General features: G+C 72.7%; 18 protein-coding genes. 14 read left to right on the top strand and 4 right to left on the bottom strand.

Annotated features, from left to right (window positions below; all coding sequences use genetic code 11):
* Positions 1 to 4 precede the first annotated feature (4 nt).
* Positions 5 to 1,090: a DUF695 domain-containing protein gene (locus AB0C78_RS38630; RefSeq protein ID WP_360758137.1), complete on the bottom strand. Its 1,086-nt coding sequence runs from the start codon at positions 1,088 to 1,090 to the stop codon at positions 5 to 7.
* Positions 1,091 to 1,158: 68 nt separating this feature from the next.
* Between AB0C78_RS38630 and mnmA the strand changes: the two genes are divergently transcribed.
* From mnmA to AB0C78_RS38605, 5 genes are all read left to right on the top strand, one after another.
* Positions 1,159 to 2,235, top strand: a complete 1,077-nt coding sequence (gene mnmA / locus AB0C78_RS38625) for a tRNA 2-thiouridine(34) synthase MnmA (RefSeq protein ID WP_360758134.1) — start codon at positions 1,159 to 1,161, stop codon at positions 2,233 to 2,235.
* 101 nt (positions 2,236 to 2,336) lie between these two features.
* Positions 2,337 to 3,155, top strand: a complete 819-nt coding sequence (locus tag AB0C78_RS38620; protein ID WP_360758131.1) for an LLM class F420-dependent oxidoreductase — start codon at positions 2,337 to 2,339, stop codon at positions 3,153 to 3,155.
* Positions 3,156 to 3,180: 25 nt separating this feature from the next.
* The gene (locus AB0C78_RS38615) at positions 3,181 to 4,185 is read left to right on the top strand and encodes a methionine synthase (protein ID WP_360758128.1); all 1,005 of its coding nucleotides are present in this window, start codon (positions 3,181 to 3,183) and stop codon (positions 4,183 to 4,185) included.
* A 49-nt stretch (positions 4,186 to 4,234) separates the two neighbouring features.
* Complete coding sequence (gene ligA, locus AB0C78_RS38610) at positions 4,235 to 6,403, top strand: NAD-dependent DNA ligase LigA (RefSeq protein ID WP_360758125.1); 2,169 nt, start codon at positions 4,235 to 4,237, stop codon at positions 6,401 to 6,403.
* Between the two features lie 254 nt (positions 6,404 to 6,657).
* Complete coding sequence (locus tag AB0C78_RS38605) at positions 6,658 to 8,790, top strand: EAL domain-containing protein (RefSeq protein ID WP_360758123.1); 2,133 nt, start codon at positions 6,658 to 6,660, stop codon at positions 8,788 to 8,790.
* Between the two features lie 16 nt (positions 8,791 to 8,806).
* Here AB0C78_RS38605 and AB0C78_RS38600 read toward each other — a convergent pair whose 3' ends face one another.
* The gene (locus AB0C78_RS38600; protein ID WP_151543433.1) at positions 8,807 to 9,058 is read right to left on the bottom strand and encodes a DUF6458 family protein; all 252 of its coding nucleotides are present in this window, start codon (positions 9,056 to 9,058) and stop codon (positions 8,807 to 8,809) included.
* Between the two features lie 162 nt (positions 9,059 to 9,220).
* Between AB0C78_RS38600 and gatC the strand changes: the two genes are divergently transcribed.
* The 5 genes from gatC to AB0C78_RS38575 all read left to right on the top strand — a co-directional run bounded on the left by gatC (position 9,221) and on the right by AB0C78_RS38575 (position 14,206).
* On the top strand, positions 9,221 to 9,520 hold the full coding sequence (gene gatC, locus AB0C78_RS38595; protein ID WP_151543432.1) for an Asp-tRNA(Asn)/Glu-tRNA(Gln) amidotransferase subunit GatC: 300 nt from the start codon (positions 9,221 to 9,223) through the stop codon (positions 9,518 to 9,520).
* Positions 9,520 to 11,019, top strand: a complete 1,500-nt coding sequence (gene gatA, locus AB0C78_RS38590; protein ID WP_360758120.1) for an Asp-tRNA(Asn)/Glu-tRNA(Gln) amidotransferase subunit GatA — start codon at positions 9,520 to 9,522, stop codon at positions 11,017 to 11,019. Before gatC ends, gatA begins: the two co-directional genes overlap by 1 nt.
* Positions 11,020 to 11,033: 14 nt before the next feature.
* Positions 11,034 to 12,518: an Asp-tRNA(Asn)/Glu-tRNA(Gln) amidotransferase subunit GatB gene (gene gatB, locus AB0C78_RS38585; protein WP_360758168.1), complete on the top strand. Its 1,485-nt coding sequence runs from the start codon at positions 11,034 to 11,036 to the stop codon at positions 12,516 to 12,518.
* A gap of 84 nt (positions 12,519 to 12,602) precedes the next feature.
* On the top strand, positions 12,603 to 13,490 hold the full coding sequence (locus AB0C78_RS38580; RefSeq protein WP_360758117.1) for a class I SAM-dependent methyltransferase: 888 nt from the start codon (positions 12,603 to 12,605) through the stop codon (positions 13,488 to 13,490).
* Positions 13,491 to 13,579: 89 nt separating this feature from the next.
* Entirely contained in the window at positions 13,580 to 14,206 is a 627-nt protein-coding gene (locus AB0C78_RS38575; protein WP_360758114.1) for a Uma2 family endonuclease, read from the top strand.
* A 6-nt stretch (positions 14,207 to 14,212) separates the two neighbouring features.
* Here the strand turns inward: AB0C78_RS38575 and AB0C78_RS38570 are convergent, their stop codons facing one another.
* A complete protein-coding gene (locus AB0C78_RS38570; protein ID WP_360758112.1) occupies positions 14,213 to 15,292 on the bottom strand; it encodes a PQQ-dependent sugar dehydrogenase in 1,080 nt (359 codons plus the stop codon).
* A 486-nt stretch (positions 15,293 to 15,778) separates the two neighbouring features.
* On the opposite strand from AB0C78_RS38570, the gene AB0C78_RS38565 reads away from it, so the two are divergent.
* From AB0C78_RS38565 to ilvC, 4 genes are all read left to right on the top strand, one after another.
* Positions 15,779 to 18,673, top strand: coding sequence for an EAL domain-containing protein (locus AB0C78_RS38565; RefSeq protein ID WP_360758109.1), 2,895 nt, complete (start codon positions 15,779 to 15,781; stop codon positions 18,671 to 18,673).
* A gap of 241 nt (positions 18,674 to 18,914) precedes the next feature.
* Positions 18,915 to 20,681 carry an acetolactate synthase large subunit gene (locus AB0C78_RS38560; RefSeq protein ID WP_360758166.1) on the top strand — a complete coding sequence of 589 codons (1,767 nt, stop codon included), beginning with the start codon at positions 18,915 to 18,917 and terminating at the stop codon, positions 20,679 to 20,681.
* 5 nt (positions 20,682 to 20,686) lie between these two features.
* Positions 20,687 to 21,211 carry an acetolactate synthase small subunit gene (ilvN, locus tag AB0C78_RS38555; RefSeq protein ID WP_151543426.1) on the top strand — a complete coding sequence of 175 codons (525 nt, stop codon included), beginning with the start codon at positions 20,687 to 20,689 and terminating at the stop codon, positions 21,209 to 21,211.
* A gap of 78 nt (positions 21,212 to 21,289) precedes the next feature.
* A complete protein-coding gene (gene ilvC, locus AB0C78_RS38550) occupies positions 21,290 to 22,273 on the top strand; it encodes a ketol-acid reductoisomerase (RefSeq protein WP_151543425.1) in 984 nt (327 codons plus the stop codon).
* Positions 22,274 to 22,325: 52 nt separating this feature from the next.
* Here ilvC and AB0C78_RS38545 read toward each other — a convergent pair whose 3' ends face one another.
* Entirely contained in the window at positions 22,326 to 23,138 is an 813-nt protein-coding gene (locus AB0C78_RS38545; protein ID WP_360758107.1) for a hypothetical protein, read from the bottom strand.
* Positions 23,139 to 23,258: the final 120 nt, after the last annotated feature.

Here is a 23,258-nt window from a genome sequence, read left to right as displayed (position 1 = left end):
CGGCTCACGGCTGGTAGGGCGCCAGGGCCTTCCAGCCGGGGTCGGCGGTCGAGGCGACCTTCGCCTTCCCCTCGCTCCACCCGGCGGCGAGCTGGTCCAGCTCCGCGATCACCCCGGAGTCGGGGTCGGCGTACAGGTGGAACACGCGCAGCCCGTCCCCCGTCTCGCGGACGGCGAGGACCGCCCGGTCGCCGAGCTTGGCCAGCTTCTTCTCGAACGCGCGCAGCGCGCCCGCCGACGGCTCGACGGGGAGCCGGTCGGGGTTGGCGTTCGCGTACGGGACGGTGATCGCCACGTGCAGGTCGCAGAGCGGGTAGTCCTGCCGGTGCAGCGGGAACCGGGCGCCGAGCCGGGCCGGGTGGCCGCGCGGCGTGCGGCCCTCGCCGGTGAGCCAGGCGGGCTCGCTGAACGGCTCGGCGATCTGCTCGACGACCGCGGACAGCATCGACGGCGGCAGCGAGTCGATCGGCGCCTCCGTCGCGATGGAGACCTCGCCGATCCAGCGGGCCACGTCGTCCTCGCCGAGCGCCCAGTCCAGCACGTGCAGGGCCACCGCCACCTGCTGCTCCTCGGACACGAACAGGAAGTCGGGGTGGTAGGCGGTGATGTGCACCCGGGCCCGGTCGGCGTCGGCGCGCATGCCGAGCCGCACGTACTCCAGGTCGAACTCGTGGTCGCCGAGGACCAGGTCCTGCGACAGCATCTCCAGGTCGGGCCGCCGGGCCGGGTGGAACGTCCAGCCGCCGGCCGCCGCGCCGGACGGGGCGGCGCGGAACCAGCGCTCGGCCAGCCCGCGCAGCTCCGGGTCGCCGCCGCCGGTGATCGTCAGCGACGGCGTCCGGTCGTCCGCGCCGCCGATCTCCCACTGCAGGTCGGGGTGGATCCGGTGGACGCGCCGGGACAGCTCCTCGATCGCCTCCGCCGACAGGCCCTCGCCGGGCGCCGGCCCGCCGGCGTCCTCGGAGCCGGCGCCCGAGGCCGCCAGCGACGCCTCGATCGTCGGGCGGGCCTGCGCCCACCATTCCCAGAAATCGCTGATCGCGGGCGGTGTCGCGGCGGAGGACTCGCGCGGGCGGCGGAAGATTCCCATAACCCGCCTCATCGTACGCGGAAACGGCAACGACCGACCCTCGGACGCCGCGTACGCTCGAAGGCACTATGACTCTGCGCGTACTCGCCGCCATGTCGGGCGGCGTCGACTCCGCGGTGGCCGCGGCCCGCGCCACCGAGGCGGGGCACGACGTCACCGGCGTCCACATGGCCCTGTCCAGCAACCCCCAGTCGTACCGGACGGGCGCGCGCGGCTGCTGCACCCTGGAGGACTCCCGGGACGCGCGCCGCGCCGCCGACGTGATCGGCATCCCGTTCTACGTGTGGGACCTCGCCGAGCGCTTCCACCAGGACGTCGTGGAGGACTTCGTCAGCGAGTACGCGGCGGGCCGCACCCCGAACCCGTGCCTGCGCTGCAACGAGAAGATCAAGTTCGCGGCGCTGCTGGACCGGGCGATGGCGCTCGGCTTCGACGCGGTCTGCACCGGCCACTACGCGCGGCTGGACGGCGGCGTCCTGCGCCGCGGCGTCGACGAGGGCAAGGACCAGTCGTACGTGCTGGCGGTGTGCACGCCCGAGCAGCTCGCCCACGCGATGTTCCCGCTCGGCGACACCACCAAGGCCGACATCCGGCTTGAGGCTGAGCGGCGCGGCCTGCAGGTGGCCGACAAGCCCGACAGCCACGACATCTGCTTCATCGCGGACGGCGACACCCGCGGGTTCCTCGCCGAGCGGCTCGGCTCGGCGCCCGGCCCGATCGTCGACACCGACGGGACGCGGGTCGGCGAGCACGACGGCGCCTACGCGTACACGATCGGGCAGCGCAAGGGCCTGCGGCTGGGCGTCCCCGCGCCGGACGGCAAGCCCCGCTACGTCCTGGACATCTCGCCGGTCACCAACACCGTCACGGTGGGGCCGCGCGAGGAGCTGGACGTCCACGAGATCGTCGGCGAGCGGCCGGTGTGGCTGAGCGAGCCGCCCGCCGGGCCGTTCACCTGCCACGTCCAGCTGCGCGCGCACGGCGAGGTCCACGCCTGCACCGCCGAGCGCGACGGTGACGGCCTGCGCATCCGCCTGGCCGCACCGGCGCGCGGCGTCGCGACCGGCCAGGCCGCCGTCCTCTACGACGGCGACCGCGTCCTCGCCTCGGCGACGATCGCCGAGACGGCCCGCGTCCCCGCTTGACGCGCACCCCCTGATCATGCGTTGACTTGCGGCGTGCCGTCGCCATGGCGCGCTCATGGCGGCGAACACGCCGCAAGCCGACGAGCTGTATGGAGGGTGCTGTGGAGTTCGGGGTTTCGACCTTCGTGACGGACGACGGGATCGGGCCGGGCGCGCTGGGGCGGGCGCTGGAGGAGCGGGGGTTCGGGTCGTTGTTCGTGGCCGAGCACACGCACATCCCGGTGAAGCGGGAGACGCCGTGGCCGGGCGGCGCCGAGCTGCCCCGGCACTACTACCGGACGCTCGACCCGTTCGTGACGCTGACCGCCGCGGCGGCGGCGACCGAGCGGCTGCGGGTCGGGACGGGCATCGCGCTGATCGTCCAGCGGGACCCGATCGTGCTGGCCAACGAGGTCGCCTCGCTCGACCTCGTCTCCGGCGGGCGGGCCGTGCTCGGCGTCGGCGCGGGCTGGAACCGGGAGGAGATGCGCAACCACGGCACCGACCCGACGACCCGGATGCGGCTGCTGCGCGAGCGCGTCCTCGCGGTGAAGGAGCTGTGGACAAAGGACGAGGCGGAGTTCCACGGCGAGTTCGTCGACTTCGACCCGGTGTTCTCCTACCCGAAGCCGGTGCAGGACCCGCACCCGCCGGTGCTGATCGGCGGGTCCGGCCCGACGACGTTCGACCGCGTGATCGAGTTCGGCGACGGCTGGATGCCGATCTTCGGGCGGGGCACCGACGCGCTCGCCGCGCAGATCGCCGAGCTGCGCGAACGGGCCGGGCGGCGGGTCCCGGTGACGCTGTTCGCCGTCCCGCCGAAGCCCGAGGCGATCGAGGCGCTCAAGGACGCCGGCGTCGACGAGGTCCTGTTCAACCTGCCGACCGAGCCGGAGGACGACACGCTGCGCCGCCTCGACCGGCTCGCGGAACTCCTCTGATCGTCCCGCCGGTAGGGTTCCGTCCGTGACGAGCGACTTCCCGTGGCGGGCGGGCACGGCGACCGGGGTCGGGTCGTACCCGGGGGACGACCCGGCCGAGGCCCTGCGGATCGTGCTGGGGGAGCTGCCCGAGCTGCCGCACCTGCCGGAGCTGCCCGCGCGCGGTCCGGGCGCCGACCTGACCGGACGGACGGCGGGGCTGCTGGTGGACCTGCCGGTGCGGGTGGAACCGTCCGGCTGGCGGTTCTCCGACCGGCCGGGCCGCGACACGCTGCGCTCCCATGACCACCTCGCCCGGGACCTGGACGTCCTGGAGGAGGTCGCGGGCGGCCACGACGGCCCGTTCAAGATCCAGGTGTGCGGGCCGTGGACGCTCGCGTCGACGATCGAGCTGCGGCACGGCGACCGCGCGCTGAAGGACCCGGGCGCCGTCCGCGACCTGGTCGCGTCGCTGGCCGAGGGCGTCGCGGCGCACGTCGCGGACGTCCGGCGGCGGCTGCCGGCGGCACGGGTCGTCGTGCAGTTCGACGAGCCGGGCCTGCCCGCCGCGCTCGCCGGGACGGTCCCGACGGCCAGCGGGTTCTCGCGGCTGCGGGCCGTCGAGGCGCCCGTCGCCGAGGACGCGCTGCGGCAGGTGATCGAGGCGGCGGACGCGTACCCGGTCGTGCACTGCTGCGCGCGGAACGTCCCGTACGGGCTGCTGCGCGGGGCGGGCGCCAAGGCGATCTCGGTCGACCTCGGCCTCGTCCCGCGGCGCGACGACGACGCGGTGGGCGAGACGATCGACGCGGGCGTCGGCCTGTTCCTCGGCGCGGTGCCCGGGACGGACGCCGCGCTGCCGTCGCTCCAGGCGACCGCCGCACCGGTGAAGGAGCTGTGGCGGCGGCTCGGCTTCCCGGCCGCGCAGCTGGCGAAGCAGGTCGTGATCACGCCGGCGTGCGGGATGGCGGGCGCGTCGCCCCGCTACGTCCGCGCCGCCCTCAAACGCTGCCGCGACACGGCCCGGATGCTGTACGAAGGCGCAGAGTAAGGCGCGTGCCGCTGGTCATATTGTCGGTGGTAGCGGCGAGAATAGGCGCATGACCACCAGCGAGGGCGTGCCGACGGAAGCGGCTCAGCGGCATCTGGAGCTGAGCGAGCGGATCGACGAGGCCAACTACCGCTACTACGTGCTCGACCAGCCGACGGTCACCGACGCCGAGTACGACCGGCTGATGCGCGAGCTGCAGGCGCTGGAGGCGGAGCATCCGGAGCTGGTCACGCCGAGCTCGCCGACGCAGCGGGTCGGCGCGCCGATCACCACCGACTTCGCGACGGTCGAGCATCTGGAGCGGATGCAGAGCCTCGACAACGCGATGAGCGCGGACGAGCTGCTGGCGTGGGACGAGCGGGTGGTCAAGGAGGTCGGCGAGGTCGCCGGCTACCTGTGCGAGCTGAAGATCGACGGCCTGGCGATCGCGGTGACGTACGAGAAGGGCCGCCTGGTGCGCGGGGTGACCCGCGGCGACGGGCGGACGGGTGAGGACGTCACCAACAACGTCCGCACGATCGACGCGCTGCCGGACCGGCTCGAGGGCGAGGGCTGGCCCGACCTGCTGGAGGTGCGCGGCGAGGTCTTCCTGCCGGTGGAGGGGTTCGAGCAGGTCAACGCGGTGCAGGTGGAGGCGGGCAAGGACCCGTTCGCCAACCCGCGCAACGCGGCGGCGGGGTCGCTGCGGCAGAAGGACCCGCGCGTCACGGCGCACCGCCCGCTGAGCATGCTCGTCCACGGGTTCGGCGCGTGGGAGGGCGGCACGCGGCCGGAGAGCCAGTCCGGGGCGTACGAGCTGATGCGCGGCTGGGGGCTGCCGGTCAGCGACCGGTACAAGGTCGTCGGCGGGCTGGACGCGGTCCGCGAGTACATCGACTTCTACGGCGAGAACCGGCACGACCCGGCGTACGAGATCGACGGCGTGGTGGTGAAGGTCGACCAGTTCTCGCTGCAGCGGCGGCTCGGGTCGACGAGCCGCGCGCCGCGCTGGGCGATCGCGTGGAAGTACCCGCCGGAGGAGGTCAACACCAGGCTCCTCGACATCAAGGTCGGCGTCGGCCGGACGGGGCGCGTCACCCCGTACGGCGTGATGGAGCCGATCAAGGTCGCGGGGTCGACGGTCGAGCGGGCGACGCTGCACAACGCGGGCGAGGTCAAGCGCAAGGGCGTGCTGATCGGCGACACGGTCGTGCTGCGCAAGGCGGGCGACGTGATCCCGGAGATCGTCGCGCCGGTGACGGCGCTGCGGGACGGCTCGGAGCGCGAGTTCGAGATGCCCACCGAGTGCCCCGAGTGCGGGACGGAGCTGGCGTACGAGAAGGAGGGCGACGCCGACATCCGCTGCCCGAACGCGCAGTACTGCCCGGGGCAGCTGCGGGAGCGGCTGTTCTTCGTGGCCAGCCGGAACGCCCTGGACATCGAGGCGCTCGGGTACGTGGCGGCGACGGCGCTGACGCAGCCGCTGGAGCCGAGCGACCCGCCGGTGCGGAACGAGGGCGACCTGTTCCACCTGACGGTCGACCAGCTGCTGCCGATCCGCAGCCACGTCCTCGACCAGCGGACCGGGACGACGAAGACCGACCCGAAGACCGGCGAGCCCAAGATCGTGTCGTTCTTCGCCAACAAGGAGGGCGAGCCGAAGAAGACGGTCGAGATCCTCTTCCAGGAGCTGGAGAAGGCCAAGCGGCAGCCGCTGTGGCGGGTGCTGGTGGCGCTGTCGATCCGGCACGTCGGGCCGTCCGCCGCGCGCGACCTGGCCCGCGAGATGGGGTCGATGGACGCGATCGCGAACGCGACGGAGGAGGAGCTGGCGGCGGTGGACGGCGTCGGCCCGACGATCGCGGCGTCGATCAGGCGCTGGTTCGAGGTCGACTGGCACCGCGAGATCGTGGACAAGTGGCGGGCGGCGGGCGTCCGGATGGAGGACGAGGGCGCGGCGGGGCCGCGGCCGCTGGAGGGCGTCACGGTGGTGATCACCGGGTCGCTGGAGGGGTTCAGCCGGGACTCGGCGACGGAGGCGGTGCAGCGGCTCGGCGGGAAGGTGTCCGGGTCGGTGTCGAAGAAAACGGGCTTCGTGGTGGTGGGCGACAGCCCCGGGTCGAAGTACGACAAAGCCGTCAAACTCGGCGTACCGGTCCTAGAGGAGGAGGGCTTCCGGGTCCTCCTCGCCGATGGGCCAGATGCGGCCAAAAATGTAACTATGCGCGCGGACGCATGACCCGCCGTGGTTAAGCGGCCCCTCACCAGTGTCGCGTTACTCAGGGGTACACTTCAGCTACCGTCAGGTGAGGGCCCGGTACGGAAGGGGCATAACGGAACGTACGCAATCGGTTTCGCGAAGTTGAGCAAAGGCCGTACTCTCCCTGACATCACGACCCACCTGAATCTCCGGACGCACCACCCGGGGGGAGTCCCCCGGAGTCCGGCGCGCCCGGTGCCGGGGGACGGCCCCCCGAACCCCCCGAGGATGTGATGAAGGACCCGAACAACACGCGGAACACGGCCCCGCGCCGCGGCTCCCCGTTGTGGATCTACTTCGTCGTCGTCATCCTGCTCGGCGTCGCCGCGTGCGCCGCCGCGTTCGCCGGGCTGACCGGCGCCGACCTCGACGCGCTCGCCGGCAACCCGGTGTTCTGGATCCTCGGCTGCTTCATCGTCTTCGGCGAGCTGCGCCCGATCATCACCCCGGGGTCCACCGAGACCAACGGCGCCACCACCTCCACCACGTTCGCGTTCGCCGCGCTGCTGTACGCCGGGCTGCCCGTCGCCGCCGCGCTCCAGGCGATCGCCGTCGTCACCTGCGGCGTCTTCCGCGGCCGCACCCCGCACCGGATCGCGTTCAACGCCGCCCAGTACACCCTCAGCCTCGGCGCCGCCCAGCTCGTCCTCGCCCTCGCCGGCGACCTCGCCACCCCGTCCAGCACCTGGGTCCCCGACGGCGCCGACCTGCCCGCCATCGCGCTCGCCGGCACCGTCTACTTCCTCTGCAACGACACCCTCGTCGGCTCGGCCGTCGCGCTGCACGAGCGGGTCTCGCTGGTCAAGGCGCTGCGCTTCGACCTCGGCTACCAGGTCCTGGTGCACCTGGCGCTGCTCGGCCTCGCCCCGCTGATGGTCATCGCGATGGACCGGTCCGCGCTGTTCGTCCCGCTGATCCTGCTGCCGTTCATCGCCGTCTACCTGAACGCCTCCGTCGCCGTCCGGCGCGAGCACCAGGCGCTGCACGACGGCCTCACCGGCCTGCCGAACCGCAAGCTGCTGATCGTCCGGACCGAGGAGGCCCTCGCCGAGGCCCGCGGCGCCGAGAAGCGCAGCGCGGCCGGGCGCGCGGCGAAACGCGGGCCGGTCGCGATCAGGCCGGCGCGGCGCGGCGCCTCGCCCGAGGAGCGCGACCAGCGCGCCGGGCTGTTCCTCCTCGACCTCGACCGGTTCAAGGAGGTCAACGACACCCTCGGGCACCCCACCGGCGACCGGCTGCTGCAGCTCGTCGCGCACCGGCTCACCCACAGCGTCCGCCCCGGCGACCTCGTCGCCCGGCTCGGCGGCGACGAGTTCGCGGTGCTGCTGCCGTCCGTCCGGGACGAGGCCGCCGCCCGCGAGGTCGCCGCCCGGCTGCGCGCCGCGCTCGGCGAACCCGTCCGGCTCGACGGCATGTCGTTCGACCTGGAGGCCAGCGTCGGCATCGCGCTGTTCCCCGACCACGCGCCCGACTTCGAGCTGCTGCTGCAGCGCGCCGACGTCGCGATGTACAACGCCAAGGAGGGCCGTACCGGCGTCGAGGTCTACTCGCCCGCCAACGACCGCAACTCCCCGGAGCGGCTCACCATGCTCGGCGACCTGCGCCGCGCCATCGACCGCTCCGAGCTGGAGCTGTTCTACCAACCGAAGGTGTCGCTGCGGGACGGCCAGCTCGTCGGCATGGAGGCGCTGCTGCGCTGGCGCCACCCCGACAAGGGCCTCCTCGAGCCGGAGGCGTTCCTGTCGATCGCCGAGCAGACGTACCTGATGCGCTCGATCACCCACCACGTCGTCGAGGCCGCCCTCGCGCAGACCGCCGCGTGGTGGCGCGAGGACCTCGCCGTCCAGGTGGCGGTGAACGCCTCCGGCCGCGACCTCCTCGACACCGGCCTCACCGAGACCATCGAGGAGGGCCTGCTCGCCCGCGGCCTGCCCGCGGCCGCGCTGCAGCTGGAGATCACCGAGCGGATCCTGATGAACGAGCCGGCCTACGCCTCCGACACCGTCGCGAAGCTCGCCGAGCTCGGCATCCCGCTCAGCCTGGACGACTTCGGCACCGGCTACTCCTCGCTCGTCCGGCTGAAGCGCCTCCCGGTCGAGGAGATCAAGATCGACTCCTCGTTCGTCGGGCGGCTCGCGGAGTCCACCGACGACGCGGTGATCGTCCGCTCGATCGTCGACCTCGTCCGCACCCTCGGCCTGCGCTCGGTCGCCGAGGGCGTCGAGGACCCGCAGACCGCGCGGATGCTCCGCGAGATGGGCTGCGACGCCGCGCAGGGCTGGCACTTCGGCCGCCCGATGGACGCCGACACCGCCACCGACTGGCTCCGCCGCAACGTCCAGCGGGCCCCCGAACCCGCCGCGTAGACCTCAGTGCCGGGGCTCAGTACCGGCGGCGGGTCTCGTAGTCGGGGTCCTCGTAGTAGCGCTCTTCGCGGATCGCGGGCGGCGGACGGCGCTCGACGGTCCGGCGCGCGGAGGCGATCCGGACGATCCCGACGACCAGCCCGATCAGGCCGCCGATCATCAGGATCACCCCGACCAGCCGGATGTCGATGCCGCTGAACTGGTAGTTGACCGCATAGGCCAGGATCGCGCCGATGATGATCAGTGCGATGCTGCCGCCGATGGTCACGGCGGGCTCCTCTCGTCGTCCCGGGGTGGACGTCAACAGCGTTCCCCGCAGCACGATCTGAAACGGCGCGCCGCCCGCGCGCGGGGTAAAGCGTTCGGGCGGCGGGGGCTCGGCCAATAGGATGGCGGGTATCCCAATCGATCGCAGGAACGGTTTCTCATCATGTCCGCCATCACCCGTGACGAGGTCTCGCACCTCGCCCGGCTGTCCCGGCTGGCGCTCGGCGACGATGAGCTCGACCATCTCGCCGCCCAGCTCGACCAGATCATTTCCGCGGTCGCGCGGGTGCAGGAGGTCGCCGCGGAGGACATCCCGCCCACCTCGCACGCGCTGCCGCTGACCAACGTGTACCGGCCGGACGAGGTCCGGCCGTGCCTCACGCCGGAGCAGGCCCTCGCCGGCGCCCCGGCCAGCGAGCAGCAGCGCTTCCGCGTGCCGAGGATCCTGGACGAGGAGGCGTGATGGGCGAGCTGTTCCGCAGGAAGGCCTCGGAGCTCGGCGAGCTGCTGGCCGCCGGGGAGGTGTCCGCGGTCGAGGTCGCGCAGGCGCACCTGGACCGGATCGCCGCCGTGGACGGGCAGGTCGACGCGTTCCTGCACGTCGACGCGGAGACCACGCTGGCGCAGGCGCGGAAGGTGGACGAGCGGCGCGCGGCGGGGGAGGACCTCGGCCCGCTGGCCGGCGTCCCCATCGCCCACAAGGACGTGTTCACCACCACCGACATGCCGACCACGGCGGGGTCGAAGATCCTCGAGGGCTGGCGGCCGCCGTACGACGCGACGGTGACCAGGCGGCTGCGCGAGGCCGGCCTGGTGATCCTCGGCAAGACGAACATGGACGAGTTCGCGATGGGCTCGTCCACGGAGAACAGCGCGTTCAAGACGACGCGCAACCCGTGGGACCTGGCGCGCATCCCCGGCGGGTCGTCGGGCGGGTCGTCGGCGGCGGTCGCGGCGTACGAGGCGCCGCTGTCCACCGGCACCGACACCGGCGGGTCGATCCGGCAGCCCGCGGCGGTCACCGGCATCGTCGGGACGAAGCCGACCTACGGCGGCTCGTCCCGGTACGGGATCATCGCGTTCGCGTCGTCGCTGGACACTCCGGGCCCGTTCGCCCGCAACGTGCTCGACGCGGCGCTGCTGCACGAGGCGTTCAGCGGCCACGACGTCATGGACTCGACCTCGATCGACCGGCCCGTCCCGGGCGTGGTGGAGGCGGCGCGCAGCGGCGACGTGGACGGCCTGCGGGTCGGCGTCGTCAAGGAGTTCGCCGGCGACGGCTACGAGCCGGGCGTGTCGGCGCGGTTCGCCGAGGCCGTGGAGCTGCTGGAGTCGCTCGGCGCGAAGGTCGTCGAGGTGTCGTGCCCGCACTTCGCGTACGCGCTGCCCGCCTACTACCTGATCGCGCCGTCGGAGGCGTCGTCGAACCTGGCGCGGTTCGACGCGATGCGGTACGGGCTGCGCGTCGGCGACGACGGCACCCGCAGCGCCGAGGAGGTCATGGCGCTGACCCGCGCGGAGGGCTTCGGGCCCGAGGTGAAGCGGCGGATCATGCTCGGCACGTACGCGCTGTCGTCGGGCTACTACGACGCCTACTACGGCAAGGCGCAGCAGGTCCGCACGCTGGTCAAGCGGGACTTCGACGCGGCGTTCGAGCAGGTGGACGTGCTGGTCTCGCCGACCACGCCGACCACCGCGTTCCCGATCGGGGAGCGCGCGGACGACCCGATGGCGATGTACCTGGCCGACCTGTGCACGATCCCGGCGAACCTCACCGGCAACGCCGCGATCTCGGTGCCGTGCGGCCTCGCGGACGGCCTGCCGGTCGGCCTGCAGGTCATGGCGCCCGTCCTCGGCGACGACCGCGTCTACCGGGTGGGCGCCGCCGTCGAGCGGGCCCTGGAAGAGCGCTGGGGCGGCCCGCTGCTGGCCAAGGCCCCCGAACTGGCGGAGGCGAAGTGAGCACCCCGACACTCATGCCGTACGACGAGGCGCTCGCGAAGTACGAGCCCGTCCTCGGCCTGGAGACGCACATCGAGCTCGGCACCGCGTCGAAGATGTTCTGCGGCTGCCCGACGACGTTCGGCGCGGACCCGAACACCCAGGTCTGCCCGGTCTGCCTGGGGCTGCCCGGGTCGCTGCCGGTGACCAACCACGCCGCGATCGAGGGCATCATCAAGATCGGCCTGGCGCTGAACTGCACGATCGTGGAGTGGTGCCGGTTCGCCCGGAAGAACTACTTCTATCCGGACATGCCGAAGGACTTCCAGATCTCGCAGTACGACGAGCCGCTGTGCGTCGACGGGCACCTGGACGTCGAGGTGGACGGCGAGACGTACCGGATCGAGATCGAGCGCGTCCACATGGAGGAGGACACCGGCAAGTCGCTGCACGTCGGCGGCAGCACCGGCCGCATCCACGGCGCCGACCACTCGCTGGTGGACTACAACCGGGCCGGCATCCCGCTGGTGGAGATCGTCACGAAGCCGATCGCCGCGACGGGCGACAAGGCTCCGCTGGTGGCCCGCGCGTACGCGACGGAGCTGCGCGAGCTGGTCCGCTCGCTCGGGGTTTCGGACGTCCGCATGGAGGAGGGCTCCATGCGCTGCGACGTGAACGTGTCGCTGATGCCGCGCGGCGCGTCGGAGTGGGGCACCCGCACCGAGACCAAGAACGTCAACTCGCTGCGCTCGGTGGAGCGCGCCGTCCGGTCGGAGATCGAGCGGCAGGGCGGCGTGCTGGACGCGGGCGGGCGGGTGATCCAGGAGACCCGGCACTTCCACGAGGACACCGGCCGCAGCACGAGCGGGCGCAGCAAGGAGGAGGCGCAGGACTACCGCTACTTCCCCGAGCCCGACCTGGTGCCGATGGCGCCGTCCCGGGAGTGGGTGGAGGAGCTGCGGGCGTCGCTGCCGGAGCTGCCCGCCGCGCGGCGCCGCCGCGTCCAGCAGGAGTGGGGCCTGTCGGACCTGGAGCTGCGGGACGTCGTCAACGCGGGCGCCGTCGACCTGATCGAGGCGACGATCGCGGCGGGCGCGGACGCCGGCGCGGCCCGCAAGTGGTGGATGAACGAGCTGTCGCGGCGCGCGACCGAGCAGGGCGTGGAGCTGGCCGAGCTGCCGATCACGCCGGAGCAGGTCGCGCGGATCCAGGCGATGGTGTCCGCCGGGGAGCTGAACGACAAGCTGGCCCGGCAGGTGTTCGAGGGCGTCCTCGCCGGTGAGGGCGGTCCGGACGAGGTCGTCGCGGCGCGCGGCCTGAAGGTCGTCAGCGACGAGGGCGAGCTCGCCTCGATCATCGACCAGGTGATCGCGGACAACGCCGCCGTGGCCGACAAGGTCCGGTCCGGCAAGGTCGCCGCCGCCGGCGCCCTCGTCGGCGCGGTGATGAAGGCCACCCGCGGCCAGGCCGACGCGGGCCGCGCCCGCGAGCTGATCCTCGAGAAGCTCGGCGCGTCCTGACGGTTCCCGCCGCCTCGCGGGCACGCTCGCGGGGCGGCGGAAATCCGGTCGCCGCCGGGGCGCAGGCTTGTTAGCTTCGCGCGGGTGATCTACGAGCATCCGCTGGCGTACCTGCTCGGCCTCGAAGGCGTCGCGCTGCTGCGCGCCTTCGCCGGGGAGCACGACCGGGAGTTCGTCGACGCCCGGATCGCCGAGGTGCGCGCGCTGCTGGACGACCCGTCGCTGGCCGCTGCCGCCGTCCACACGGAGCGCGTCGACCCGGTGCCGGGTTACCGCGCCTGGGCACGCACCTACGACGACGAGCCGAACGGCGCGTTCGCCATCGACGAACCGATCGTCGCGGAGATCCTCGACACGCTCCCCACGGGCGACGCACTGGACGCCGCGTGCGGGACGGGACGTTTCTCGGCGGTCCTCGCCGAGCGCGGCCACCGGGTGGTCGGCGTCGACGGCTCGCCCGACATGATCGACCGGGCGAGGTCCCGGGTGCCGGACGCGGAGTTCCGGACGGGCGACCTGTCCCGCCTGCCGGTGGCCGATGGGTCCATGGACCTCGTCCTCTGCGCGCTGGCGTTGACGCACGTTCCGGCCCTCGGGCCGGTCCTCGCGGAGTTCGCCCGGGTGCTGCGGCCAGGCGGGCACCTGGTGATCTCCGACGTCCATCCGGAGCGGGTGCTGCGCGGCTCCGTGCCGTCGGTGCGCGACGCCGCGGGCAGGCCGGGGCGGATCGTCTCGCACCGCCACTCCGTGGGCGACTACCTGCGCGCCGCGCTGCCGCACGGATTCCTGCCGCGCCGCTGCGAGGAGCCCGTCCCGCCCGCCCAGGACGCCCCGCCCAAGGCGACGGGGCCGGGCCCATGGGACACGTGGCCCTGGTCCCTGGCCGCCATGATCCCCGAAGCGGCCGCCGCCGCGAACGCCGCCGTCCCCACCATGCTCATCTGGCATTTCCAGCGGTGCTACGAAAAGTAGTGACGCGACCGCGGAACGCTGCTCCCGCTGTCACTTCCGGGCCGTAGGCTGGGCACGTCGAGCCCAGGCGCGATCTCAGGAGATGTCCTATGACGGCACTGCCGGACGACTACTGGCTGCTGAGCATCACTCGCCAGCCCGAGCAGATGACGGCGGAGGAGTACGAGGCACTTCCCGAGGACATCTCGAAGATGATCGAGGTGGTGGACGGCTACGTCGTCTTCTGCGAGTCGCCGACGCGTGAGCACCAGACGGCAGGTCGGCGGCTGGCCAACCTGCTCGAGCGCCATGCTCGCGAAGCGATGCGGCGCGGGCACGACTGCCTCGAGGTCAATCTCGACGTCGATCTACGGATCAGCGATGTTCCGCTGTGCAACCGGCGTCCCGATGTCATTCTCTACCGTTGCCTGGATCGTGAGAACAAGGAGCGTCTGCGGGCGGAGCACGCGCTTCTCGTCGTTGAGGTCGTGTCCGCCGGCTCCGAGACCCGGGATGCCACGGACAAGCTCGGCGAGTACGCGAAGGCCGGCATTCCCCACTACTGGGTGGTGCGGCTCGACTTTTCGGGCGTCTCGACGATCGAGCGTTACCGGCTCGACCGGAGCACCATGCTGTACAAGCACCTGGACACGCTGATGAAGGACGAGGCGGGCGGGCCGCCGGAGATCAGCAACCCGGTCCCCATGACGATCGACTGGGCTGAGCTGGAGTACTGAGGCGGCTCACTTCGGCGGGACGGTGAGGATGCGGTCGTCGGTCCTGGCGGGCGTGCCGCGGCCGTCGCGGTTGCTGGTGGTGAGCCAGAGCGAGCCGTCCGGGGCGCGGACGGCGGCGCGCAGCCGGCCGTAGGCGCCGGTGAACCGGGCGACGGGGCGGCCGGGCGTGCCGGAGGCGGACAGCGGGATCTGCCAGAGCCGCTCGCCGCGCAGCGCGGCGGCCCACAGCGAGCCATTCGCGTAGGCGAGCCCTGACGGGGACGCCTCGGACGTCTTCCAGGTCAGCAACGGGTTGGTGAAGCCCTTGCGGTTCCCGAAGCCCTCGACGGCGGGCCAGCCGTAGTCGCGGCCCTTCTGGATGAGGTTGATCTCGTCGAAGCGGTCCTGGCCGAACTCGGTGGCGTAGAGGCGGCCCTTCGGGTCCCAGGCGAGGCCTTGGACGTTGCGGTGGCCGTACGTCCAGACGCGGGTGCCGAACGGGTTGCCGGGTGCGGGCCTCCCGTCGGGCGTGACGCGCAGGATCTTCCCGGCGAGGGAGTTCCTGTCCTGCGCCTTCCCGCCCTCGCCGGTCTCGCCGGTGGTGATGTACAGCATGCGGTCGGGGCCGAACGCGAGGCGCCCGCCGTTGTGGATCTCGCCCTTGGGGATGCCGGTGACGATCGGGCGCGGCGTGCCGAGCCGCCCGTCGTAGGTGGCGCGCACGACGCGGTTGTCGGCCGAGGACGTGTGGTACAGGAAGATCTGGTGGTCCTGGGCGTAGCCGGGGGAGACGGCGACGCCGAGCAGCCCGCCCTCGCCCGCCGCGTCGACGCCCGGAACGGTCCCGATCACCGTCACCGCACCGGACGGCGTCACCCGCAGCAGCCGCGCCGAGTCACGTTCGGTCACAATCGCGTCACCGCCGGGTAGGAACGAGATGGCCCAGGGGATCTTCAGGCCCGTGACCAGAACCCGGGGCGCGCCGGGCGCGGCGGTGCCGCCGGACGGCAGCGGCGGCGGGGTCCGCGCACCCCCCGTGTCCTTCGCCGGGGACGACGAGCAGCCCGCGAGGACCAGCGCGGTAAGGACGATCAGGTGCTTGCGCATGAGAACGCCTCCCGCCCCCCAGCATGGCACTCCGATGTCGCGAGCATCACACCGTCCCTCTCCGCGCCCACGGCGGACGGCGCCGGACATCGGGCGCACGGGCCGCTCCAGGCCCCGAACGCGGTCACTCAGCGTGATGCCGGGCAAGGCGCCGATTCGGTGACGATCGCGTTTCGGCCGTCCCAAACGGATCGCCGACGAGGCGGTTCGTCGCCATGAGGACGCCCAGCCTCAATCGGTCCGTGACCTACGGAACGTACTCTGAGCATCACGGTGATCCCGCAGTGCAGCAACGTCGCTGATCTCCGGCCGGCGCATCCCGATGCGCCGCCGACCCGCGCCGACCCTGCGCGGGGCACGATCCACGACCCTCCGGCCGTTAACTCTGCGACCGGATGAGGTCTCCGGACCCAAGTCCCCTCTGGCGCACCGCCGCGACCGCGAGGGACGGACAGCTCCCCGCGGGGCAGGAAGGGACACGGCGCGATGAGCGGCGAGAACGCCAGGCGGATGCCGCCGCGGGCGGTGCCGGTCGCCATGGCCGCGATCGTCGGCGTGCTGTACGCCGCCGGGTCGCTGCTCGGCTGGGGCGGCACGGCCTTCATCGCCTGGACGGAGGCGGTCGCCGCGGGCGCCGCCGCGGTCTCGCTGCTGATGTCGGCGGGACGGCCGAAGGGCGCCGCCGCGGACGCCGGCGACGTCGGGATCTTCCGGCGGGTGTCGTCCGGCGGGATCTGGCGGGCGTCGTGGCGCTGGTACGGCGTGGCGGCCGCGGGCTGGTTCGCGGGCGCGGTCGGCAGCGCGCTGGACGGGCACGTCTCGCGCAGCGCCCTGTCCCTGTCGGTCCCGGACCTGTTCTACCTGCTGGCGGCGGTGGCGCTGGTCACCGGCCTGATCGTGCCGGTGCGGCTGTCGCGCGACGTGGGGATGTGGCTGCGCTACCTGGCCGACACCTACGTGTGCGCGTGCGCGATGTTCGTGCTCGGCTGGGTCGCGCTGTTCAGCGCGCTGTACCACCAGTCGGGGGAGTCGGCGTCGGAGTTCCTGCTGGAGCTGCTGTACCCGCTGATCGACGTGGTGCTGGTGTGCGGGGCGCTGCCGTTCGCGCTGGGCGCGGCGCGCGGGCGCCGGCGGCTGGCGTGGATGGGGTTCGGGGCGCTGATGGCGTTCGCGACCGCCGACGTGGTGACGACGTTCGTCCGGCTGGACGGCGGCGGCCCGTCCGACGACCCGTCCGACATCCTGCGGCTCGCCGGGCTGCTGCTGCTCCTGCTCGTGCCGTGGACCGGTCCGGCGCCGGCGGCGGAGCCGGACGGGCCGTCCGACGACGTCCCGGCGGACGCGCGGCCGGCGGGCGGCGCGCCGGAGCCCGACGAGCGCGGCCGGATGATCGGCCCGGGGCTGGCGCCGGCGGCGGTCGCCGCGGCCGCCTCGCTGTTCGTCGCGGGGCACTCGCTGACCGGCCGCAACGGGCTGGAGCCGGTGGTGTCGATCGTGGCGGGGTCGGCGGCGCTGGTGCTGCTGGCGCGGCTGGCGGGGCTGCTGCGGGAGAACGACCGGCTGCGCCGCGCGGTGGAGGCGAGCGAGGAGCACTTCCGGGCGCTGTCGGAGAGCAGCAACGACGCGGTGCTGATCTGCGACCTCGACGCGACCGTGCAGTACGCGAGCGCGGGCGCGCTGCGCACCTACCACTACACGCCGGAGGAGCTGCTCGGGCGGCCGCTGCACGAGATCATCCATCCGGAGGACCTGCCGCGCGTCCAGGAGGCGTTCACCGAGTTCCTGGACGAGGAGGACGCCGCCGGCGGGGACCGTCCGGGCGCGACCGGTTCGCTGCGGGTGTCGTGCCGTGTGCGCGCGGCGGACGGCACCTGGCTGCCGACCGAGTCGACGATCTCCCGGTACGCGGGGACGGGCGAGGCGCCGGGGCGGCTGCTGGTCACCACCCGCGACCTGAGCGAACAGGCGGCGCTGCAGCGGCAGGTCGCGCACCTGACCTTCCACGACGGGCTGACGGGCCTGCCGAACCGGTCGTACTTCGAGGAGCGGACCCGGGAGGTGCTGGCGCAGCAGCGTCCGGGCGGCCGGGTCGCGGTGGTGTTCGTCGACATGGACGGGTTCACCGACGTCAACGACTCGGCGGGGCACGCGGCCGGCGACCAGGTGCTGGCGCAGGCGGCGCGGCGGCTGCGCGCCAACGTGCAGGCCGACGACACGGTGGCGCGGTGGGGCGGCGACGAGTTCGCGGTGCTGGTGCAGCTCCCGTCCGACGACCGGGAGACCCGCGCGGCGGTGGAGCTGGCCGGGCGGCTGCTGCGGGTGCTGTCGGTCGACCCGTACCAGGTGGGCAGCAAGCAGATCGTGCTGACGGCGAGCGTCGGGATCGCGTTCGCCGGGGACGAGGAGGCGCCGGCGGGCCCGGCGACGGACCGGGGCGGCGACGCGGGCCGGCGGCTGCGCCGGACCGCCGCGGACCTGATCCGCAACGGCGACCTGGCGATGGCGCGGGCGAAGGAGCTGGGCGGCGGGCGCGTCGAGGTGTTCGCGCCGCACATGCACGCCGACGTGGTGCGGCGGCTGGAGCTCGGCAGCGACCTGCAGCGGGCGCTCGCCGAGGAGCAGTTCGCGGTGGAGTTCCAGCCGGTGGTGGACCTCGCGACGTCCCGGGTGACCGGGGTGGAGGCGCTGCTGCGCTGGTGGCGGGGGAGCGAGTCGGTGCCGCCGGAGGAGTTCATCGGGCCGGCGGAGGAGTCCGGGCTGATGATCCCGCTCGGCGACTGGGTGCTGCGGGAGGCGTGCCGGGAGGTGGCGCGGTGGCGCCGCGACTCCTGGGACGTCGGCCTGTCGGTGAACTTCACCGCCCGGCAGATCGCCGCGCCGCGGTTCGTGGAGTCGGTGGCGGCGGCGCTGGAGGAGACGGGGCTGCCGCCGCAGGCGCTGACGCTGGAGGTCCGCGAGGAGGTGCTCGTCGAGGACGGCGGGCAGAACGTGGCGCGGCTGTCGGAGCTGCGCGACCTCGGCGTCCGGCTGGCGATCGACGACTTCGGCACCGGGTACGCGTCGCTGGCCTACCTCGGCCAGCTCCCGGTGGACATCATCAAGATCGACCCGTCGTTCGTGGCGGGGCTCGGCTCGGACGAGACGCTGTCGCTGCTGACCCGGACGATCGTCCGGCTGGGCCGCGACCTGGGGCTGACCGTGGTGGCGGAGGGCATCGAGCGGCCGGAGCAGCTGGAGCTGCTGCGCGCGATGGACTGCCCGCGCGGCCAGGGCTTCCTCGTGGCGCGTCCGATGGCGGCCGGGCGGGTGGAGTCGCTGGTCCGGACGAACCTCGCGGCACAGGATCTACCAGGCGATCTGCCGCTTCCGCTGCCGGGCTGACCGGACCGGTTCCGCCGGGAATCCGTCTCATATGGTGAGATTTCTTGTCCACGGATTTGACCGGCGGCCGGATCTCGGCGAAAGTGGCTCCGTGCAGAACACCACCATCATCCTCGTAGTACTTGGTCGGCGCGCAGGCTGACCAAGCTCACCGACCTGCGCGCCTCCCCTCGACCGCTTCCCGGCGGCGGGGGTTTTTTGTTGCCCGGCGAGCCCCAGACTTCTCTCCCAAGGAAACAGGATCATGACGACCGAACAGATGACGGGAGCCCAGGCGCTGGTCCGCGCCCTGGAGAACGTCGGCGTCGACACCGTGTTCGGCATCCCGGGGGGCGCGATCCTCCCGGCCTACGACCCGCTGTTCGACTCGAACAAGCTGCGCCACATCCTCGTCCGCCACGAGCAGGGCGCCGGCCACGCCGCGCAGGGCTACGCGATGGTCACCGGCAAGGTCGGGGTGTGCATGGCCACCTCCGGGCCGGGCGCGACGAACCTGGTCACCGCGATCTCCGACGCCTACATGGACTCGGTGCCGATGGTCGCCATCACCGGCCAGGTCGCGACGTCCCTCATCGGGACCGACGGCTTCCAGGAGGCCGACATCGCCGGCATCACGATGCCGATCACCAAGCACAACTTCCTGGTCACCCGGGCCGAGGACATCGCCCGCACCATCGCCGAGGCGTTCCACATCGCCGGCACCGGCCGGCCCGGCCCCGTCCTGGTCGACATCGCCAAGGACGCGATGCAGGCCACGGTCGAGTTCCAGTGGCCCGTCCAGCTCCAGCTCCCCGGGTACCGCCCCGTCACCCGGCCGCACTCCAAGCAGGTCCGCGAGGCGGCACGGCTGATCGTCGAGGCGGAGCGCCCGGTGCTGTACGTCGGCGGCGGCGTGCTGAAGGCCGGCGCGGCCGCCGAGCTGAAGGTGCTCGCCGAGCTGACCGGCGCCCCCGTCGTCACCACGCTGATGGCCAAGGGCGCGCTGCCCGACAGCCACCCGCTGCACATGGGCATGCCGGGCATGCACGGCGCGGTCGGCGCGGTCGGCGCGCTGCAGCGCTCGGACCTGCTGATCGCGCTCGGCGCCCGGTTCGACGACCGGGTCACCGGCAAGCTCGACGGGTTCGCGCCGCACGCCAAGGTCGTGCACGCCGACATCGACCCGGCGGAGATCTCCAAGAACCGGCACGCGGACGTCCCGATCGTCGGCGACGCCCGGGAGGTCATCGCGGACCTGATCGTCGCGGTGCAGAACGAGCACGAGGCGGGCCGCAAGGGCGACTACGAGGACTGGTGGCGGCAGCTCAACGCCTGGCGCGACACCTACCCGCTCGGCTACGACGTCCCCGAGGACGGATCGCTGTCCCCGCAGTACGTCATCGAGCGGATCGGGGAGATCGCGGGCCCGGACGCCTACTACGTCGCGGGCGTCGGCCAGCACCAGATGTGGGCGGCGCAGTTCATCAAGTACGAGCGGCCGGGCGCGTTCCTGAACTCCGGCGGCGCCGGGACGATGGGGTACTCGGTCCCGGCGGCGATGGGCGCCAAGGTCGGCGACCCGGACGCCACGGTCTGGGCGATCGACGGCGACGGCTGCTTCCAGATGACCAACCAGGAGCTCGCCACCTGCGCGATCGAGGGCATCCCGGTCAAGGTCGCCGTGATCAACAACGGTAACCTCGGCATGGTCCGGCAGTGGCAGACGCTGTTCTACGAGGGCCGCTACTCCAACACCGTGCTGCAGCCCCAGGCCGAGCACACGGCCAAGCGGATCCCCGACTTCGTCAAGCTCGCCGAGGCCTACGGGTGCGTGGGCCTGCGCTGCGAGAAGGCGGAGGACGTGGACGCGGTCATCGCGAAGGCGATGGAGATCAACGACGCCCCGGTCGTCATCGACTTCGTCGTCCACAAGGACGCGATGGTCTGGCCGATGGTCGCCGCCGGCACCAGCAACGACGACATCAAGATCGCGCGGGACATGGCGCCCGAGTGGGAGAACGGAGACTGACCCCGATGAGCTCGCACACCCTCTCGGTCCTGGTGGAGAACAAGCCGGGCATCCTCGCGCGGGTCGCGGCGCTGTTCTCCCGCCGCGGCTTCAACATCGAGTCCCTCGCGGTCGGCACCACCGAGCACCCGGACATCTCCCGGATGACGATCGTGGTGAACGTCGCCGAGCTGCCGCTGGAGCAGGTCACCAAGCAGCTGAACAAGCTGATCAACGTGCTGAAGATCGTCGAGCTGGAGCAGCCGGCGTCGGTCCAGCGCGAGCTGGTGCTGGTCAAGGTCCGCGCGGACGCGGAGACGCGCTCGCAGGTCCTCGAGACCGTCACGCTGTTCCGTGCCAAGGTGGTGGACGTCGCGCCCGACGCGGTCACGATCGAGGCCACCGGCAACCGCGACAAGCTGGACGCGTTCATCAAGGTGCTCGAGCCGTTCGGGATCAAGGAGCTGGTCCAGTCCGGCATGGTGGCCATCGGACGCGGCGCCCGGTCCATCACCGACCGGTCGCTGCGCGCGATCGAGCGCAGCGCCTGAACCGGCGCCCGACCGGGCGCGCGGCCCGGCCCGAGACGTAAAACCACATCGAAGAAAGGTAACAGCACTGTGGCTGAGATGTTCTACGACGACGCCGCCGACCTGAGCGTGATCCAGGGCCGGCACGTCGCGATCATCGGGTACGGCAGCCAGGGGCACGCGCACGCGCTGTCGCTGCGCGACTCCGGCGTCGACGTGCGGGTCGGGCTCCGCGAGGGGTCGGCCAGCCGGGAGAAGGCGGAGGCCGAGGGCCTGCGCGTGGTCACCCCGGCGGAGGCGGCCGAGGAGGCCGACCTCGTCATGCTGCTCGCCCCCGACCACCACCACCGCGAGATCTTCGAGAAGGACATCAAGCCGGCCCTCGTCGAGGGCGACGCGCTGTTCTTCGGGCACGGCTTCAGCATCCGGTACGGGCTCGTCCAGCCGCCGGAGGGCGTGGACGTGGCGATGGTCGCGCCGAAGGGCCCGGGCCACCTCGTCCGCCGCCAGTTCGTCGCGGGCCGCGGCGTTCCGGTGATCGTGGCGGTGGAGAAGGACGCCACCGGCAACGCGTGGCCGCTGGCGCTGTCGTACGCCAAGGGCATCGGCGGCCTGCGCGCGGGCGGCATCAAGACGACGTTCACCGAGGAGACCGAGACCGACCTGTTCGGCGAGCAGGCCGTGCTGTGCGGCGGCGCGTCCGAGCTGGTCAAGGCCGGGTTCGAGGTGCTCACCGAGGCCGGCTACCAGCCGGAGGTCGCCTACTTCGAGGTGCTGCACGAGCTGAAGCTGATCGTCGACCTCATGTACGAGGGCGGCATCTCCAAGATGTACTGGTCGGTCTCCGACAACGCCGAGTACGGCGGCTACAGCCGCGGCCCGCGCGTGATCACGCCGGAGACGAAGGCCGCGATGAAGAAGATCCTCGGCGAGATCCAGTCCGGCGAGTACGCCAAGGAGCTGGTGGAGGAGTTCGAGGGCGGCCAGGCCCAGTTCGGCAAGTACCGCGAGCAGCTCGCCGAGCACCCGATCGAGAAGACCGGTGCGGAGCTGCGCCCGATGATGAGCTGGATCAACGACTAGCAGGAGTTCGTGGCGGGGGCGGGCGCGCGGCGCCCGCCCCCGTTCTCGCTTTTCAGCGCGGCGCGGGCGAGCGGGACAGGCGGCGGCGGAGGCGGGCGCGCAGGGACGTGGCGCCGGCGTCCTCGCGGACGACCAGCGCCAGGTGGCCGCCCTTGGTGAAGTACACCGAGACGTGGTGGTCGCCCACGGGGCGCCGCTGCGGCGCGGTCTTCAGGCCGTCGGCGCGGCGCGAGCCGAAGCGGGCCTCCCGGGTGACGCCGTGCGCGGTCGCGGCGACGTGCACGTCCCAGCGGCCGGGCTCGACGCCGGCCGGGTCGGCGAACGCCTCGAACCCGCCGGTCCCGGTGCCGGGCGCGGAGCGCGGGCCGGCGGGGAACACGTGCTCCTTGCCGGTGGTCCGCTCGCGCAGGACGACCTCGACGGCCGTCCGGTTCGTCTCGACGCGCTCCAGCATCGCGGTGCCGCGGATCCGCACCCGCCTGCCGTGCCAGGACACGGCGTCGAGGCGGTGCTCGACGCCGACCTCGGTGGTGATGTCGGCGTCCTGCCGGGGGACGCCGCGCAGGTAGGGGTACATCGCGTAGATCCGGCCGCCGACCACGACGGCGCCCGCGGGGCTGCCCTCGACCTCGTCGCGGATCAGCCGTTCCAGCTCGTCGCGCAGTCCGTACTGGATGCAGAACGCGCGCAGCCGGTCGGCGGCGGGCAGCGCGGCGCGGGCGGCGTCGCTGAGGCCCTCGTCGCCGATGACCCGGCGGGTGCCGTCGACGAGCCGCTCCCGCTGCCGGCGGTCGAGGTCGAGGTACCGGTGGTCGTACACGCGCAGGACGTCGCGCAGGACGCTGATCGTGCTGTCGGAGGTCACGCTTCTCTCCTGATCGTCCGGGGACATGGTCACGGTAAGGCGTGAGATGGTTGCGCACAGTGAAATTCCGGTAGCGTGTCCTTCGGGATGCATACGCGGTATTGCGCAAGGGATACCGCG

Source organism: Actinomadura sp. NPDC048394, from assembly GCF_040651755.1.
Taxonomy (GTDB): Bacteria; Actinomycetota; Actinomycetes; order Streptosporangiales; family Streptosporangiaceae; genus Spirillospora; species Spirillospora montaniterrae.
Note: the sequence above shows the minus strand (reverse complement) of the source record. Positions and strands in the feature narration are given on the sequence as shown.

Coding starts and splice junctions, on each gene's coding strand:
- AB0C78_RS38630 (WP_360758137.1), bottom strand. CDS start 1,090: ATGGGAATCTTCCGCCGCCCGCGCGAGTCCTCCGCCGCGACACCGCCC.
- mnmA (WP_360758134.1), top strand. CDS start 1,159: ATGACTCTGCGCGTACTCGCCGCCATGTCGGGCGGCGTCGACTCCGCG.
- ligA (WP_360758125.1), top strand. CDS start 4,235: ATGACCACCAGCGAGGGCGTGCCGACGGAAGCGGCTCAGCGGCATCTG.
- AB0C78_RS38605 (WP_360758123.1), top strand. CDS start 6,658: ATGAAGGACCCGAACAACACGCGGAACACGGCCCCGCGCCGCGGCTCC.
- gatC (WP_151543432.1), top strand. CDS start 9,221: ATGTCCGCCATCACCCGTGACGAGGTCTCGCACCTCGCCCGGCTGTCC.
- gatA (WP_360758120.1), top strand. CDS start 9,520: ATGGGCGAGCTGTTCCGCAGGAAGGCCTCGGAGCTCGGCGAGCTGCTG.
- gatB (WP_360758168.1), top strand. CDS start 11,034: ATGCCGTACGACGAGGCGCTCGCGAAGTACGAGCCCGTCCTCGGCCTG.
- AB0C78_RS38575 (WP_360758114.1), top strand. CDS start 13,580: ATGACGGCACTGCCGGACGACTACTGGCTGCTGAGCATCACTCGCCAG.
- AB0C78_RS38570 (WP_360758112.1), bottom strand. CDS start 15,292: ATGCGCAAGCACCTGATCGTCCTTACCGCGCTGGTCCTCGCGGGCTGC.
- AB0C78_RS38565 (WP_360758109.1), top strand. CDS start 15,779: ATGAGCGGCGAGAACGCCAGGCGGATGCCGCCGCGGGCGGTGCCGGTC.
- ilvN (WP_151543426.1), top strand. CDS start 20,687: ATGAGCTCGCACACCCTCTCGGTCCTGGTGGAGAACAAGCCGGGCATC.
- ilvC (WP_151543425.1), top strand. CDS start 21,290: ATGTTCTACGACGACGCCGCCGACCTGAGCGTGATCCAGGGCCGGCAC.